General features: G+C 58.7%; 18 protein-coding genes and 3 pseudogenes. 17 read left to right on the top strand and 4 right to left on the bottom strand.

The features are described 5' to 3' along the window. Positions 1–354: 354 nt before the first annotated feature. The 5 genes from GKE73_RS02995 (at position 355) to GKE73_RS02980 (ending at position 3302) form a co-directional block, all read left to right on the top strand. Positions 355–1239, top strand: coding sequence for an EamA family transporter (locus GKE73_RS02995; RefSeq protein ID WP_230369040.1), 885 nt, complete (start codon positions 355–357; stop codon positions 1237–1239). A gap of 317 nt (positions 1240–1556) precedes the next feature. After that, entirely contained in the window at positions 1557–2027 is a 471-nt protein-coding gene (locus GKE73_RS02990) for an LPP20 family lipoprotein (RefSeq protein WP_230369039.1), read from the top strand. After that, entirely contained in the window at positions 2028–2309 is a 282-nt protein-coding gene (locus GKE73_RS02985; RefSeq protein ID WP_230369038.1) for a hypothetical protein, read from the top strand. Next, positions 2302–2433: a hypothetical protein gene (locus tag GKE73_RS22305; RefSeq protein WP_280954722.1), complete on the top strand. Its 132-nt coding sequence runs from the start codon at positions 2302–2304 to the stop codon at positions 2431–2433. The genes GKE73_RS02985 and GKE73_RS22305 overlap by 8 nt, the downstream gene beginning before the upstream one ends. After that, on the top strand, positions 2430–3302 hold the full coding sequence (locus GKE73_RS02980; protein ID WP_230369037.1) for a flagella assembly protein FlgT middle domain-containing protein: 873 nt from the start codon (positions 2430–2432) through the stop codon (positions 3300–3302). Before GKE73_RS22305 ends, GKE73_RS02980 begins: the two co-directional genes overlap by 4 nt. A gap of 94 nt (positions 3303–3396) precedes the next feature. Here the strand turns inward: GKE73_RS02980 and GKE73_RS02975 are convergent, their stop codons facing one another. Both GKE73_RS02975 and GKE73_RS02970 read right to left on the bottom strand, forming a co-directional pair. Next, positions 3397–4590 carry an MFS transporter gene (locus GKE73_RS02975; RefSeq protein WP_230369036.1) on the bottom strand — a complete coding sequence of 398 codons (1194 nt, stop codon included), beginning with the start codon at positions 4588–4590 and terminating at the stop codon, positions 3397–3399. 14 nt (positions 4591–4604) lie between these two features. Then, positions 4605–5567 carry a D-alanyl-D-alanine carboxypeptidase family protein gene (locus GKE73_RS02970; protein WP_230369035.1) on the bottom strand — a complete coding sequence of 321 codons (963 nt, stop codon included), beginning with the start codon at positions 5565–5567 and terminating at the stop codon, positions 4605–4607. On the opposite strand from GKE73_RS02970, the gene GKE73_RS02965 reads away from it, so the two are divergent. Both GKE73_RS02965 and uvrB read left to right on the top strand, forming a co-directional pair. Then, entirely contained in the window at positions 5566–6012 is a 447-nt protein-coding gene (locus tag GKE73_RS02965; protein WP_230369034.1) for a hypothetical protein, read from the top strand. The two genes, GKE73_RS02970 and GKE73_RS02965, sit on opposite strands and share 2 nt — an antisense overlap. A gap of 54 nt (positions 6013–6066) precedes the next feature. Continuing rightward, a pseudogene (gene uvrB, locus GKE73_RS02960) lies at positions 6067–8081 on the top strand (excinuclease ABC subunit UvrB). 46 nt (positions 8082–8127) lie between these two features. On the opposite strand, the gene GKE73_RS02955 reads toward uvrB, so the two are convergent. Together GKE73_RS02955 and GKE73_RS22300 are read right to left on the bottom strand one after the other, a co-directional pair. Then, the gene (locus tag GKE73_RS02955) at positions 8128–8904 is read right to left on the bottom strand and encodes a bile acid:sodium symporter family protein (protein ID WP_280954721.1); all 777 of its coding nucleotides are present in this window, start codon (positions 8902–8904) and stop codon (positions 8128–8130) included. Positions 8905–8986: 82 nt separating this feature from the next. After that, positions 8987–9103 (bottom strand): annotated as a pseudogene (locus GKE73_RS22300) (hypothetical protein); the annotation flags it as partial. A gap of 123 nt (positions 9104–9226) precedes the next feature. On the opposite strand from GKE73_RS22300, the gene GKE73_RS02950 reads away from it, so the two are divergent. From GKE73_RS02950 to GKE73_RS02910, 10 genes and pseudogenes are all read left to right on the top strand, one after another. Continuing rightward, entirely contained in the window at positions 9227–9400 is a 174-nt protein-coding gene (locus tag GKE73_RS02950; RefSeq protein WP_280954720.1) for a LysR family transcriptional regulator, read from the top strand. Continuing rightward, a complete protein-coding gene (locus tag GKE73_RS02945; RefSeq protein ID WP_230371385.1) occupies positions 9366–10178 on the top strand; it encodes a LysR substrate-binding domain-containing protein in 813 nt (270 codons plus the stop codon). The genes GKE73_RS02950 and GKE73_RS02945 overlap by 35 nt, the downstream gene beginning before the upstream one ends. Positions 10179–10308: 130 nt before the next feature. After that, positions 10309–10590, top strand: coding sequence for a PAS domain-containing protein (locus GKE73_RS02940; protein ID WP_230369033.1), 282 nt, complete (start codon positions 10309–10311; stop codon positions 10588–10590). A 7-nt stretch (positions 10591–10597) separates the two neighbouring features. Next, complete coding sequence (locus GKE73_RS25315; protein WP_376767260.1) at positions 10598–10720, top strand: PAS domain-containing protein; 123 nt, start codon at positions 10598–10600, stop codon at positions 10718–10720. A 17-nt stretch (positions 10721–10737) separates the two neighbouring features. Next, entirely contained in the window at positions 10738–12165 is a 1428-nt protein-coding gene (locus tag GKE73_RS02935) for a putative bifunctional diguanylate cyclase/phosphodiesterase (protein WP_230369032.1), read from the top strand. Further along, positions 12147–12581, top strand: a complete 435-nt coding sequence (locus GKE73_RS02930) for an EAL domain-containing protein (RefSeq protein ID WP_230369031.1) — start codon at positions 12147–12149, stop codon at positions 12579–12581. Before GKE73_RS02935 ends, GKE73_RS02930 begins: the two co-directional genes overlap by 19 nt. Positions 12582–12672: 91 nt before the next feature. Beyond that, a complete protein-coding gene (locus GKE73_RS02925; protein WP_230369030.1) occupies positions 12673–13092 on the top strand; it encodes a low molecular weight protein-tyrosine-phosphatase in 420 nt (139 codons plus the stop codon). Next, positions 13038–13154: an arsenate reductase/protein-tyrosine-phosphatase family protein gene (locus tag GKE73_RS26860; RefSeq protein ID WP_512698890.1), complete on the top strand. Its 117-nt coding sequence runs from the start codon at positions 13038–13040 to the stop codon at positions 13152–13154. Before GKE73_RS02925 ends, GKE73_RS26860 begins: the two co-directional genes overlap by 55 nt. A gap of 92 nt (positions 13155–13246) precedes the next feature. Next, positions 13247–13938, top strand: a pseudogene (locus GKE73_RS25310) (chemotaxis protein CheB). Between the two features lie 32 nt (positions 13939–13970). Next, positions 13971–15347: a sigma-54-dependent transcriptional regulator gene (locus tag GKE73_RS02910; RefSeq protein WP_230369028.1), complete on the top strand. Its 1377-nt coding sequence runs from the start codon at positions 13971–13973 to the stop codon at positions 15345–15347.

Raw genomic sequence — 15347 nt, 5'->3', positions numbered from 1 at the left:
GCTTTTTTGATGACGGCCTGAGGGTTAATGGCGTGAATTTGCTTCTATTAATTGACCCTGCGGAAGACTTATTTTGTTACCGCCTTCAGGGCAAGGCAAACGGCAAATGCCCCGCATTCGGGGCATTGAGTAAGGAGGCAATCTTGATTATACGAATAAATGGCTGATTTGTCAGTTAAAACGATGTCGATGTGTTGTAACCCGGTTTGCGGGTGCCCGGCTGTATGGGTGATTGCGTAACTTTCGTGTCATTGGCATTTCTTCAGCCCGTGGCGTAATGCGATACTGCCGGGCCGTGGATGCTGCGATTATTGCATGGCCGCTGGCAAAAAATGATGAGGAACAGGAGCACGCATGCCGTTGTTGGATATCGCGCAGGCACTGGCAATTGTACTGGTGTGGGGCGTGAATTTTGTCGTGATCAAGTGGGGCGTTGCCGATGTGCCGCCGTTGTTGCTGGGAGCATTGCGCTTCTCGCTGGCGGCGATTCCGGCGGTATTTTTTATCCGGCGCCCGGCACTGCCGTGGCGCTGGCTGGCCGCGTACGCCTTGACGGTTGGGGTTGGGCAGTTTGGGTGTTTGTTTTCTGCCATCAAGCTCGGAATGCCCGCAGGGCTGGCTTCTGTGGTGTTGCAGTCGCAGGCATTTTTCACGCTGATTCTGGCCGGTTTGTGGTTAAAGGAACGCTGGCAGGCGGCACAGATTGCCGGATTGCTGTGTGCGGCCTCTGGTTTGGTGTTGATCGGCCTGAGCAAGGGCGGCAGCATGACCGCGTTGGGTCTGGGTCTGACCTTGGCCGCCGCGTTGTGCTGGGCGACGTCTAATGTGGTCGTGCGCTTGATGGGGCAGGCAGGCTACAAAAGTGATCCGCTGGGCTTGGTGGTCTGGTCGAGCCTGATACCGCCGCTACCGTTCTTGCTGCTGTCCTGGCTGCTGGAAGGTGAAACCCGCATGCTGACGGCGTTGCAGCATTTTTCGTGGTCGTCATTTCTGGCCGTGGCGTATCTGGCCTTTGTGGCAACCTTGCTCGGTTATGGCTTGTGGAGCCGCTTGTTGGGGCGCCATCCGGCCAATAAGGTGGCGCCGTTTTCGTTGCTGGTGCCGGTGGTCGGCTTGTTGGCGGCGGCGCTCTTGCTGGGCGAGCGGCTGACGTTGTTGCAAACGCTGGGTAGCCTGTTGCTACTGGGCGGTTTGCTCGTCAATGTTCTGGGCGGGCGCTGGTTGCAGCGGCGCCCCTGAGCGGCCGTCAGGGCCGATTCTGACTCGAACCGGCGAGTAAGACTCAAGTTTTTGCCCATTCTGTCGACATAGAGGTTGACGTTGTTTGCCGATGATTCATAACATCCACAACAATAAATACTGGTACCTGTCATGAAAGCTTGCTCTGCCCGTCTTGCCTCTGTTGTGTTACTGCTTGGCTTGTCCGCCTGTGCCACGGCGGAAAAACCTCCTGTTTATACGTCGGAATCGCCGATTGCCCCGGTGGAGCGCACCGATCTGGCGGTGACGGGTGTGGGCTATCTGCCCCCGGTATCGAGCCGGAAGCGGCCCCTAAAGTGGTGGTCAAGGAAGTCAATCCGTATCAGCCGGTTACCATCCGGGTGACGGGCAATGGTGCCGCACCGTATTCCCGCTCGCTGACGCCGTCGCAACGCAAGCTGCTGGCGCTACGCGCAGCGCGTCTGGATGCCTTCCGTGCCATTGCTGAACAAGTGCAGGGTATGAAACTGGTGGGGAACAGCTCGGTGTCGAACATGATCGCCACCAACGACGGCTTCCGTACCTATGTGGATGCCTTCCTGCGTGGCGTGCGCATCGTTTCTACCACCATGCAGCCGGACGGCACCAGCGAAGCCGTGGCGGAAATCGTGCTGGATCAGGATTTCTACAAGCAATACAAAAATGCGCTGGAGAAAACCGGCAGCGTGATGAAGGCTGCACAGCAGAATGCCACCGTGGGGGTGGAGTGTGCCGAAACCAATTGCGGTGCCACCCGTTACAGCAGCAACTATTACGTCGCGCACTAAATGACACGTACTCGCTTCACTTGCCGTCTCGCCGCCCTTGTGGCGGCGTTTGTTTTGACTGGCCCGCTATGCGCCGCGGCGGTAACCGCTGACGGAGTGGCCACGCTGGACGCAGGGGTGCCAGCCGCGCGTGAACTGGCGATTCGCGATGCCTTACGTCAGGCGGCGATCAGTCAGGGCGCACAACTGGATGCCACTCAGCTGCTGGATTCTGGCAATGTGAGTGAGGCGAGCACGCTGACCGCGGCTCACGCTGCGTGGCAAGGTGCAGGTGTTGAATGAGTACGCCGAAGATGGCCTCTACCACGTCAAGATTGCTGTGGCGGGCGGCTCTGCCAGCGCGAAACGTGCCGACCCGGCATGTACCATGCCTAAGCCGGGCGTGTATTACGGCGGCGGCTGGTGACCAGCTATTTCGATGTTTCCCATCCGGATGAAGCGCCGGATATGCCGGATTTGGCAACGGCCTTGCCTACCGAACTGGCGCGTCGGCTTTCGGCCAACCCGTCGTTTGCAGTGCGCAATGCCAACCGGTTGACCGTATTGCCGCAAGCGACCATCAGCGAACCGGCGACCGGCTGGAATACCGTGCGCGAGATCGGGCGGCGGGAAGACGCCCAGTTCGTGGTGTCCGGGCGTGTCCTGTCGACGGCGGTGACCGGCAAGGGGCTGCGCCCTACGTTGTTTGAATCCAATAACACCAGCCAGCAAGGGGCGTATTACACCGGGCCATTTGCCGGTTTGCTGGGTGGTGCCATCAAGTATCAGCCGACTGAACGCCAGTTTGATACCGAACTGTGGGTATACGACGCGCTGACCGGGGCGCTTTTGGCGAATGAACGCATCAGCGAGTTGGGACAGGGCGACGTCATGCCAAGACCGGTGTTGCCTTTTGCCTCGGCCGGATTCTGGCAGACCGATTACGGTCGGGCGGTGGATCGGGCGCTGCAGCGCGTGACGCAGCGGGTGGCCGATGTGATCGGTTGTATTCCGTTCTCGGCACGGGTAGCGCGGGTTGAGTCGGGCAACCGCGTCTACATCAATGCCGGTGGGCTGGATGGCTTAAGCCCGGGTGACCGGTTGCTGTTGTACAAGCCGTTGTCGTCATCCACCATTCGCGCGGCCGGTAATGGCCGTGAACTGGGGATACCGGAGTCGCTGTCTGGCGATGTGTCGGTGATACAGGTGCAGCCAAATTTCTCCATTGGCATTGCCAACCGTGCCCGCTTGCGGGTGGAAGAGGGCGATTATCTGCGCTTGGTGCCGCATCGCTGAGATTAGCATGATGTTGAGTTTGACGAATGGCCTGGCGGGGTAGCCGGGCCATTTTGTTGGCGGGCGGGCAGCTTATTGGCTGTGGGCGTAGCGCTTATCCTGGTGTGCCGCTGAATTGCGGCAGCACTGGCCGTACCCAGAAGGCCAACAACAAACCTGCCATCAAGGCACAGCCGCCGGAAAAGCCAAAGGCGAGTAGCGGCGAGAAGCTCTGGTATAACCAGCCAAACAGTAACGAGGCGGGCAGTAACGCCACCCCGGCGACCAGATTAAACCAGCCAAATGCCGTGCCGCGACGTGGAGTTGGGGCCAGATCGGCGACCAGTGCTTTTTCCACCCCTTCGGTGGCGGCAAGAAAAATGCCGTAGCAGGCAAACAGGACATAAAGCTCCATGTTGGCCGAAACCAGATTGCCCATCAGTAGATAAACCAGCCCATAGGCGCTGTAGCCCAGCAGCAACAGCCGGATGCGCCCCACCTTGTCCGATAGGCCGGACAGTGGCGCCGACAGCAGCATGGCCACGGCGGAGACACCGGCCCAGAGTAATGGTACATGTGCGGCGCTGACGCCCAGTTCGCGCGCGCGCAACAGCAGAAACATGTTGGACGAGTTGCCCAGTGCAAACATGCCCACCACGACCAGATAACGGCGGAAAGCCAGCGGCAGATCCGTCAGTTGCCAATTCAGCGGCTCACGGGCGCTGACAGCGGGCGCTGCTGGCTCTTTCAGTAGGAGCGTCAGTAGCAGGCACAATGCGGCCGGAAGGGCGGCCCACAGGAAAATGTCACGTAATGGCACATGCGCGCCGAGCAGGGCGGCCGCCAGCAGCGGGCCGATGACGGCGCCAGCATTGTCCATGGCACGGTGCACGCCAAAGGCGAGGCCGCGTTGAGCCGGTTCCACGCTTTCGGCCAACATCGCATCGCGCGGCGAGGTGCGTACGCCTTTGCCCAGCCGGTCGGTAAAACGTAGCAGCAGTAACCACGGCCAGCTGGCAACCAGTGCCATCAGCGGGCGTCCCAGTCCGGCCACGCCATACCCTAGGACGATCCATGGTTTGCTGCGCCGCGTCCGGTCAACCACCACGCCGGAAAACAGTTTGAGCAGGCTGGCCGTGGCTTCGGCGATACCTTCGATCAATCCCATGGCCTTGGGTCCGGCCAGCAGTACCGATGACAGATACAGTGGAATGACCGGATAGAGCATTTCGCTCGCGCTATCGTTGAGCAGACTGATCAGGCCAATCAGCCAGACCACCGATGGCAGTGTTTTCAGGTGACGGAGCATTCAGGCTTCCATGGCTAATGCCAATTGCTGCGGTGTACGTTGATGGCTGATGTTAGCCGTTTTGGGCGAAGCGGGGTAACTGAGTCGGGCGCGGTGGCGGGGGATTGGGGTAGTGGCTTGATCGGATGGGGGTAAGGGGTAAACACGGCATGGCACTGTAGGTGGCGCCATGCCGTTCGGCCAACCTTAGTAACTGCCATCCAGCTGCTGGGGTGGGATTCCAGCCAGGTCTTGATGGTTTTGGCATCGTTGACGCGGGCGGAACTGCCGCCAGCGGCCAACAGCACGATGATCAGTGGCTGCGAGCCAACCGTGGCTTGCATCACCATGCAGCGCCCGGCTTCCTGAATGTAACCGGTTTTCTGCACGCTGATATCCCAATCGCCGCCGCGTACCAAGGCGTTACTGTTGCGGTACTGCAGCAGGCGGTTGTTGGCGGCCACGATTTGATGTTCTTGCGTGGTGGTGAAGGCGCGGATCAACGGGTAGTTGTGTGCCGCTTTCACCATGCGCGCCAGATCGGCCGCCGTGGAGGTGTTGCGCATGTCCAGACCGGTCGGGTCATAGAAAATGGTGTCGTGCATGCCCAGGCTGCGCGCCTTGCGGTTCATGCGATTGACAAACGCAGCCGTGCCTCCCGGATAGCTACGGGCCAGAGCAGCTGCGGCGCGGTTTTCCGACGACATCAGCGCCAGCAGCAACAATTCCTTGCGGCTGAGCGTGGTGCCCACCATTAACCGGGAGTGGGTTTTCTTCAGCCGGTCGATTTCCGCATCGGAAATGGTGACGGACTGTTCCATCGGCAGTTCTGAATCGAGCAACACCATGGCTGTCATCAGCTTGGAGATGGAGGCAATCGGCATGCGCTGATGGATGTTTTTTTCATACAGCGCTTCGCCGGTGTTGCCATTGAGCACCAGCACCGATTGGGAATTGAGTCGCGGGACGCTGTAGTCGGCCATCTGGCTGGCGACCATGATTCCCGGACGAGGACCTGCCAATACCGGCATTGCCAATGCGGCCGATATGAGCAGGCCTGCAAGTTTCCTGAGCATGCTTACATTCCGTGTATTGTCGTTAACAAAAGGGCGCTTACGAACGCCTGAAATCGGGGTGCGGATTGTCGCGCGCCTAACCGGCTCGTTTTTCCTTGTTGCGCGTCAAGGACGCCATACGATGCCTTATGGCGTCAGTTTTGCGCCATGGAGGTTGAGTGATCATCGCAACAATCCTCCTGCCTTGTTCTGTTTTGATATTTTAATGACGAAAAAGTGCCGTTCATCGTTAAAAAATACCGTTGGTCACAAGGTGCTTGCGGTTTTATTCCACGCAGGCACGGATGGCTTACATTTTAAACAAGGTTGCCTGTTTCTGTGCAGCAAAAAATTTGCCAGTTGTCCAGATAGCGCGGTAATCAGGTGAGTTTGTGGCCGACTCGGCGTAAAATTCGGCCATTACTGCCCGCCCGTGTGTGCCATGCTCACGACCTTTCCTGATAGCCCGTTCAAGCTCAACCAACCGTTCCCCCCTGCCGGTGATCAACCCACGGCGATTGCCCAGCTGGTGGAAGGTCTGGACGACGGGTTGTCTTATCTGACCTTGCTGGGCGTAACCGGCTCGGGCAAGACCTTTACCATGGCCAACGTGATTGCGCGCACCGGCCGCCCGGCCATCATCATGGCGCACAACAAGACGCTGGCGGCGCAGCTATACAGCGAAATGCGCGAGTTCTTTCCGGAAAATGCGGTCGAATATTTCGTGTCGTATTACGACTACTACCAGCCGGAAGCCTACGTACCCAGCCGCGATCTGTTCATCGAGAAGGATTCCAGCATCAATGAACATATCGAACAGATGCGCCTCTCCGCGACCAAGAGCCTGCTGGAGCGCCCGGATTGTGTGATCGTAGCTACCGTGTCGGCCATCTACGGGATTGGTGATCCATCCGATTACCACCAGATGATCCTGCACCTGAAGGAAGGCGAAAAACTGCCGCAGCGCGAGATCATCGGGCGGCTGGCGACCATGCAGTACGATCGCAATGACATCGACTTTGCCCGCGGGACTTTTCGCGTTCGCGGCGATGTCATCGACATCTTCCCGGCAGAAAGCAGCGACACGGCGCTGCGCTTGAGCCTGTTTGACGACGAGGTGGAAACGCTGACGCTGTTCGACCCGCTAACCGGCGTCACCAAACAGCGCGTGGGGCGCTATACCGTGTTCCCGTCCAGCCACTATGTGACGCCGCGCGATACGGTGTTGCGCGCTTGCGAAAAGATCAAGCTGGAGTTGGCCGAACGTATCGCCCTGGTTCCAGAAAGAAGGCAAACTGGTTGAGGCGCAGCGCATTGAGCAGCGCACCCGTTTTGATCTGGAAATGCTGTACGAAATGGGGTTTTGCAAAGGCATCGAAAACTATTCGCGGCATTTTTCCGGGCGCGGGCCGGGCGATCCGCCGCCGACGCTGATCGACTATCTGCCCAAGAACGCCATGATGTTCATCGACGAAAGCCATGTCACCATTCCGCAGATCGGTGCCATGTACAAGGGCGACGCCGCGCGCAAGGCCAATCTGGTGGAATACGGTTTCCGCCTGCCGTCGGCGGTGGATAACCGCCCGCTCAAGTTCCATGAGTTTGAGCACCTGATGCCGCAAACCGTGTTTGTCTCGGCCACGCCGTCGGTTTACGAAAAAGAACATGCTGGCCAGGTGGTGGAACAGGTGGTGCGCCCTACCGGCTTGGTCGATCCGGAAATCGAGATTCGTCCAGTGGCCACGCAGGTGGACGATTTGCTGTCGGAAATCCGCGAGCGCATGGACAAAAACGAGCGCGTGCTGGTGACCACGCTGACCAAGCGCATGGCGGAGCAACTGGCCGATTACTACACCGAACATGGCATCAAGGTGCGGTATTTGCACAGCGACATCGACACGGTGGAGCGGGTGGAAATCCTGCGCGACTTGCGTCTGGGCATGTTTGATGTGCTGATCGGCATCAACCTGTTGCGCGAGGGGCTGGATATTCCCGAAGTCAGCCCTGGTGGCGATTCTGGATGCCGACAAGGAAGGTTTCCTGCGTTCCGATCGCTCGCTGATCCAGACCATCGGCCGCGCGGCGCGTAACCTGCACGGCAAGGCGCTGTTGTACGCCGACCGCATTACCGATTCCATGAAGCGCGCCATGGACGAAACCGAGCGGCGGCGCAGCAAGCAGATTGCCTTCAACACCGCTCATGGCATCGTGCCCAAAGGCGTGGAGAAGAAGATCAAGGACATCATCGATGGCGTTTACAGCCCGGATGCGCAGCGCAAGGAGCTGGTGGACGAGGCGCGTGTGGCGATGATGGACGAGAAAACCCCGGCCAAAGAACTGAAACGGCTGGAGAAGGAAATGCTGGAAGCGGCGCGTAACCTCGAGTTCGAAAAAGCCGCAAGGCTGCGTGACGAACTCAAGGCGCTCAAGGAAAAGGCCCGGCTCAACGAGCTGTAATCCAGCCCCGGTGCGTACTAAGGTTGGCCGAAAACACCGGCCTGACTCAACTCTGCGCCGTCGCCCCCGGCGCGCGCTTGTGCAGGTGTTGTGCCAGCAGTGCGCACACCATCAGTTGAATCTGGTGGAACAGCATCAGCGGCAGCACGATGGCACCGATCGGATGGTAAGCAAACAGCACCTTGGCCATCGGCACGCCGCTGGCAAGGCTCTTTTTGGAACCGCAGAATAAAATCGTAATGCGGTCTTCCCGGTTAAACCCCAAACGCTGACTGAGCCAGAAAGTCAGCCCCAGCAAAGTCGCCAGCAACAAGGCATTGATCAGCAGCAGCCCGGCCAGCGCGGAGAGCGGTGTCTGTTGCCACAAGCCGCTGATCACCGCCTCGCTGAAGGCGGTATACACCACCAGCAGAATCGACCCCTGATCCACCATTTTTACCAGCCGTTTGTGATCCGCCACCCAGTGGCCGATCAGCGGTCGCACCAGTTGCCCGGCGATGAACGGCAGCAGCAGCTGCAACACAATCGCGATCACCGGTTCCCATCCTTGTGCCTGGCTGCCATGGTTGACCAGCAACAGGCCAACCAGCAGCGGCGTGATGAAAATCCCCAGAATATTCGAGGCCGTGGCGCTGCAAATGGCCGCCGGAATATTGCCCTGTGCCATCGAGGTAAAGGCAATCGAAGACTGGACCGTGGAGGGCAGCATGCACAGGTACAGCACCCCCATGTACAACGCCGGGGTGACCAGCGGGCTCAACAACGGTTTGAGCGCCAGCCCGAGCAGCGGGAACAGCACAAAAGTAAACGCCAGTACCAGCAAGTGCAGCCGCCAGTGGGTGGCGCTTAGCTACCACGGCCTGACGTGACAGCTTGGCGCCATGCAGGAAAAACAGCAGGCTGATGCCGACATTGGTGACGCCATTGAAGATGGGAACGGCCGCACCGTGGCAGGGAAACAGGCTGGCCAGCGTCACGGTGAGGATCAGCGCCCGGGTAAACGGATCAATATAACGCCACATATTCAGGTCCGAAGTGCGCGGTAGCTTTGTGCCCGACCGCGACAGATAGAGATGGCCGCTATTGAAACGCAAGCAAATTGAGAATACAAATTCATTTATATAATCAATTGATGAGTTTTTTGCATGAATATCTCGTTGCGGCAATTGCAGGTCTTTCTGGCCGTGGCGCGCCATCGCCATTTCAGCCGTGCTGGCGAGTCCATCGGCCTGACCCAGCTTAGCAGTCAGCCGTTGTATCCGCGAACTGGAGGCCGAGCTGGCCGTGCGGTTGCTCGACCGGACAACGCGGGATGTTGAACTGACCACCGTCGGGGTGCGTTTAAGCAGTCAGCTGGCGCGCGTGCTGGACGAGTTGCAGGATGTTCTTCTGGAAGCGCGCAAGCAGGGCGAGCAGACGCAGGGTACGGTACACATTGCCAGCAGCCCGACCCTGTCGGCCAGCCTGATGCCGACGCTGTTATCGGCCTGTGCCGAGCATTATCCGCAGGTAAGGCTGGTGATGCATGATCAGGTGCAGCGCCTGAATATCGATCAGGTGCGTTCCGGCGAGGTGGATTTTGGTCTGGTGGTGCAGCCGGGGTTGGCCGAAGACCTGATCTGCGAACCGGTGCTGGACGATGCTTTCTGGCTGGTGTGCCGACAAGACCATCCACTGGCGCGTTTGCCTGAGGTCTCGTGGCAACAGCTGGAAGGGCAGGCGCTGGTGTTGCTGGATTACAACTCCGGTAGTTTACCGTTGATCGACCAGATTCTGGCAGAACATGGCGTGAGGGTGTCGGTGGCGCAGGAACTGGGTCATTCCGCCTCGGTGTTCCGTCTGGTGCAGGCTGGCGTCGGTGTCAGTGTCAGCCCGGGGCTGGCTTTGCCCTTTCCGGCCGGTTCCACCTTGGTGGCTGTGCCGCTGGTGCCGGTAGCGCGCCGTACCATCATGCTGATACGACGGCGGAACCGTTCGCTCTATCCGGTGGCAGAAAAACTGTGGCAGCTGGTGAAAACCCTGCAACCGCAATTGCAAGCCTGTGCCAGCCTGTATCCGGCCACTGGAGAGGTGGACGCTCCGTCGGCAGATAGCTGACCGTCTCGCCATTCTGACGGTTTGATGTTAATGGCGGTGTGAAGCACATGCGGATGATGGAAAATTGATAGTATGGAGTCTGCGGGCTTGGTCCTCACGCTGCCCTGTCAATCATTCAACAAAGGTTACGATGAAGAACGTTCACGACCCTTCCTACAAGGCGCTGTTGCAGGAGATTGTTGAAAGCCTCCCCATTCGGGTGTTCTGGAAGGACCGTGCTTCGCGTTATCTGGGGGCCAACAGCCTGTTTGCCCGCGATGCAAACTGGAGCCGTGCGCAACAGCTGATCGGCAAGACCGATTTTGACATGGGCTGGCGCGACCAGGCGGAAGCCTATCGTGCGGACGATCAGGCTGTCATGGAGTCCGGCGAGCCAAAGTTGAACTTCCGGGGAACAGCAAACCACTCCTGACGGCAGGATGATCTGGTTGCGCACCTCCAAGGTGCCTTTGCATGACGCGGAACAAAACGTGATCGGCATCTTGGGTATGTATGAGGACATTACCCGGCCAAGCAGGCGGAACTCAACCAGAAGCACCTGACCCGGGCGCTCAAGCTGTTGAGCAAGTGCAATAACGCATTGATCCGTGCCGAGGACGAGCAGGGGTTGTTGTCCACCATCTGCCGCTTGGCGGTGGAAACCGGTGGCTACCGGATGGCATGGGTTGGCTTTGCCCAACACGATGCTAGCCGCAGCGTGCGTCCGATGGCGCAGTCTGGCTATGAAGAAGGCTATCTGGATGGCATGGCCGTGTCGTGGGCCGATACGCCGCTGGGGCAGGGCCCCACCGGCACGGCGATCCGCACTGGGCACACCACCGTCAACCAGAATGTCCTGACCAATCCGAAAATGCTGCCGTGGCGCGAATTGGCCGTGCGGCGCGGCTATCAGTCCAGTATTGCATTGCCGCTGATCGTCAACAGCCGGGTGTTGGGTGCTTTAACCATTTACGCGGCCGAAGCCAGTGCCTTTAATGCCGGGGAAGTCGAGCTACTGGAAGAACTGGCCAATAACCTTGCTTATGGCATCCAAACCTTGCGCACGCGTATCCAGCATCAGGCGGCAGAGAAAAAGCTGGAGTTTTTGGCGCATTACGACCCGCTAACCGGCTTGCCCAATCGACGCTTATTGCAAGACCGCTTCAATCAGGCGGCGACGGTGGCCAAGCGCGAACACTCCACGGTCGCCGTGCTGTTTCTGGATCTGGATAATTTCAAACAGGTCAACGATAGCCTTGGCCACGGTTGCGGCGACCGGCTGTTAGTGCAGGTGGCGCAACGCTTGCAGGGCTGCATTCGTGCCTCCGATACCATTAGTCGTCAGGGCGGCGACGAGTTCGTGATCCTGCTGCACGATGTGCCGGAAGTGGTCATCGTCGAAGAAATCACCCGGGGCATTGTCGATGCCTTTGCCGAATCGTTCAGCGTGGACAGCTACACGCTCAATACCTCGTTCAGTATCGGTATCAGCTTGTTTCCCGATGACGATAGCGACCTGAACACGCTGCTCAAACATGCCGATACCGCGCTGTATCACGCCAAGGAAGCGCAGAAACACCTATCGCTTCTTCTCCGAGCAAATGAACCGCGATGCGCTGGAACACATGCAGTTGCAAGGCCAATTGCGGGAAGCGCTAAAAAGCAATTGGTGCTGCACTACCAGCCGCAAATTGACGCGGTCAGCGGCCAGATCATCGGTGCCGAAGCGTTGTTGCGCTGGCAGCATCCGCAATGGGGGCTGCTTGGCCCCGGCCGCTTCATAGGGTTGGCCGAACGCAGCGGGCTGATCATCCCGATTGGCGAATGGGTGCTGAACGAAGCCTGTCGTCAGGCAGAGGAATGGCGCCAGATGAACCTGCCATCGCCCATTGCGGTGGCGGTCAATCTCTCGGCATTGCAATTCAAGCGTGGCAATCTGGTCGAAACCGTGTCCCGTGCACTGGCCCAGTCCGGTTTGCTTAAGCGGGCTTGCTGGAGCTGGAACTGACCGAATCTTTCCTGTTGCATGATCTGGACGGGGTGAGGGAAACCTTGCGCCGCCTCAAGGAGATAGGCGTCAAGATTTCCATCGACGATTTTGGTACCGGCTATTCCAGCCTGTCGTATCTCAAGCGACTGGCGGTGAACAAACTCAAGATCGACCAATCCTTCATCCGCGATATGGAAGGCGATTCGGAGGATGTCGCCATCGTCAAGGCCATCATCCAGCTTGGACATACGCTGGGGCTCACCGTAATTGCCGAAGGCGTGGAAACCGGGCCACAGCTTGCCTTGCTGCGCAGCTATGGCTGTGACGAGATTCAAGGGTTTCTCTTTAGCCGACCGTTGCCGAGCCGGGAGTTCGCCAACATCGTGCGGGAGCTGTTGGCTTCGGGCAAGGCAGAGCCTTCCGCGGCAACCTGATCGGGGCTGACCATCAGGCCTTCGATGCAATGAATAACAGGCAGCAAACCATGCAAGACAATCTGAACGTGTCGTTCAACAGCCGGGCGAAATGGCGATTTTGTTCGTCTGTACCGGTAATATCTGCCGCTCCCCCACTGCCGAAGGCGTCATGCGTCACAAGCTGGCGCTACGCGGGTTGGCCGAAAACGTCCGCGTCGATTCCGCGGGGACCCACAGCTATCATGTCGGCGAAGCGCCGGATCCACGCACCTGTCAGGCTGCCGCGCAACGCGGTTACCTGCTAAACGATTTGCGTGCCCGTCAGGTGCAACTGGCCGATTTTTCAGACTTCAACCTGATACTGGCTGCCGACCGGCAAAACATGGCATTGCTGCAAAACAACTGTCCGCCCGCTTACCAGCCGCGCCTGCATTACCTGCTGGCATCATTGGGCAACACCAGCTTAGGCTGGAAGTGCCCGACCCGTACTATGGCGGAGCACGCGGCTTTGATCGGGTGCTGGACATGATAGAAGCCGCTTGCGATAGCTGGATTTCACTGATAGAACAGTGCCGTGGTACAACGGTCTGATTTGACCATCTGTCATTCGCCTGAGATCTGATGCACGCGCCGCCATCGGCGTCTGAAGTTCAGGCAGTCATGCCGCTCAAGTAAGGATAATCATGGGACTGAATCCGGCAGGCGTAGCCGTAAAACCGCTGGAAGTGGCACCCAGCCTGAGTGCCGATGTGATACTGCCACGTCAGACCGGGCGCACGCCGCTGGCGCGACAGCAGGTCATCGTGATTGGTTCGTCTACCGGTGGCACCGAAGCACTACGTGTTCTCCTTACCGCTCTGCCCGTCAACATGCCGCCGATTCTGGTGGCGCAGCACATGCCGGAAATGTTTACCAAATCCTTTGCCACCCGGCTGGATTCGCTCTGCCAATTGCACGTCAAGGAAGCGGAAGATAACGAACGGCTGCAGCCCGGTACCGTCTACATTGCGCCGGGCATTCGCATCTGCTGGTAAAAAATGCTCCCACCATCGGCTTTGCTACCAGCCTTAACAACGGGCCGCCGGTCAACCGCCACCGGCCGTCGGTCGATGTCCTGTTCCGCTCCGCGGCCAATGTGGTTGGCAAAAATGCCATCGGGGTGATCCTCACCGGTATGGGGCGCGATGGCGCTCACTGTATGCTGGAGTTGCGTGAATCCGGTGCCTACAATATCGCCCAGGATGAAGCCAGCTGTGTGGTGTTTGGCATGCCCAAGGAAGCCATCGCCATGGGTGGTACACATGAAGTGCTGGCCCTGTCGGCCATTGCCAGCCGTCTGGTGGCGCTCGTTGCACAGCGCCAGACGGTTATCTGATCTGTTTTGTACTCTACGGTTTGACTCAAATAATGAAGTGTTTGCCCATACTGGTCGTGGAAGATGACGCCGACCTGCGCGAAGCCATTGTTGATACGCTGGAGCTGGCTGGCTATTCCACTCTGGAGGCTGGCGATGGTCAGGCGGCGTTGGTTCAATTAAAGAAAAAACCGGTCGGGCTGATCATCTCGGATGCCCAGATGGCGCCGATGGATGGCTATGGCCTGTTTGAGGAAGTAAAAAAACGTTATCCCGGCGTTCCGTTCATCCTGATGACGGCCTATGGCGTGATCGAGCGCGCCATCGAACTGCTGCGTGCCGGGGCGACCCATTACCTGCTCAAACCGTTTGAGCCTGCCAGCTTGTTGGCCGAAGTGGAAAAGCACCTGTTGCGTTTGCCGGATGGTGGCTCCGGCGATGTGGTGGCCGAGTCACCGGTGATGCAACAGCTGTTTTCGCTGGCGAGCCGTGTAGCGCAAAGCGATGCCAGCGTGATGATCTCCGGGCCAAGCGGCGTTGGCAAGGAAGTTCTGGCGCGCTACATTCACCGTCATTCGCGGCGTGCCGAGGGCCCGTTCGTTGCCGTCAACTGTGCGGCGATTCCTGATACGCTGCTTGAATCCACGCTGTTTGGCCACGAGCGTGGCGCGTTTACCGGTGCGGCGCAGGCATTGCCCGGCAAGTTCGAACAGGCACAAGGTGGCACCATCTTGCTGGATGAAGTCAGTGAAATGCCGCTGGCGCTGCAGGCCAAACTGCTGCGGGTGTTGCAGGAACGCGAAGTCGAGCGCGTGGGCAGTACCAAAACCCTCAAGCTGGATATTCGCGTGCTGGCGACATCAAACCGCGATTTGCAGGCAGAAGTGGAAGCGGGCAATTTCCGCGAAGATCTCTATTTCCGCCTTAATGTTTTCCCGCTGCATATCCCGCCGTTGGCCGAACGACGTGAAGATATTCTGCCGCTGGCACGACTCATGCTTAAAAAGTATGCGGAGAATGCCGGACGCGGCGATTTGGCCTTGTCTGCCGAGGCTGAGCGTCAATTGACGGCCTATAGTTGGGAGGGTAACATCCGCGAACTGGAAAACGTTATGCAGCGGGCGGTGATTCTTGCCGCCGGGGCGGAAATTACTGCCGCCGATTTGATGTTGCGTAATGCTTCCGTCGTGGCTCAGGTTGCCCCGGTCGAAACGCCGGGAGTTCTTCCGCTGTCGGCAGAAGCCGACATGAAAACACTGGAAAAACGCCATATTCTCGATACCTTGGCGGCCGTTGGCGGCGTAAAAAAGCTGGCGGCAGAAAAACTGGGCATCAGCGAGCGCACGCTGCGTTATAAACTGCAGCGCTACCGTAGCGAAGACGCTCAGGCCGAAGGGGCGGAGGTATGGGATGACAGCGGTACGGAGTAG

It is taken from the genome of Paludibacterium denitrificans, assembly GCF_009707705.1.
In the GTDB taxonomy this organism is placed as follows: Bacteria; Pseudomonadota; Gammaproteobacteria; order Burkholderiales; family Chromobacteriaceae; genus Paludibacterium_A; species Paludibacterium_A denitrificans.
The sequence above is the reverse complement of the archived record's forward strand: the minus strand, read 5'-3'. Positions and strand labels throughout refer to the sequence as shown.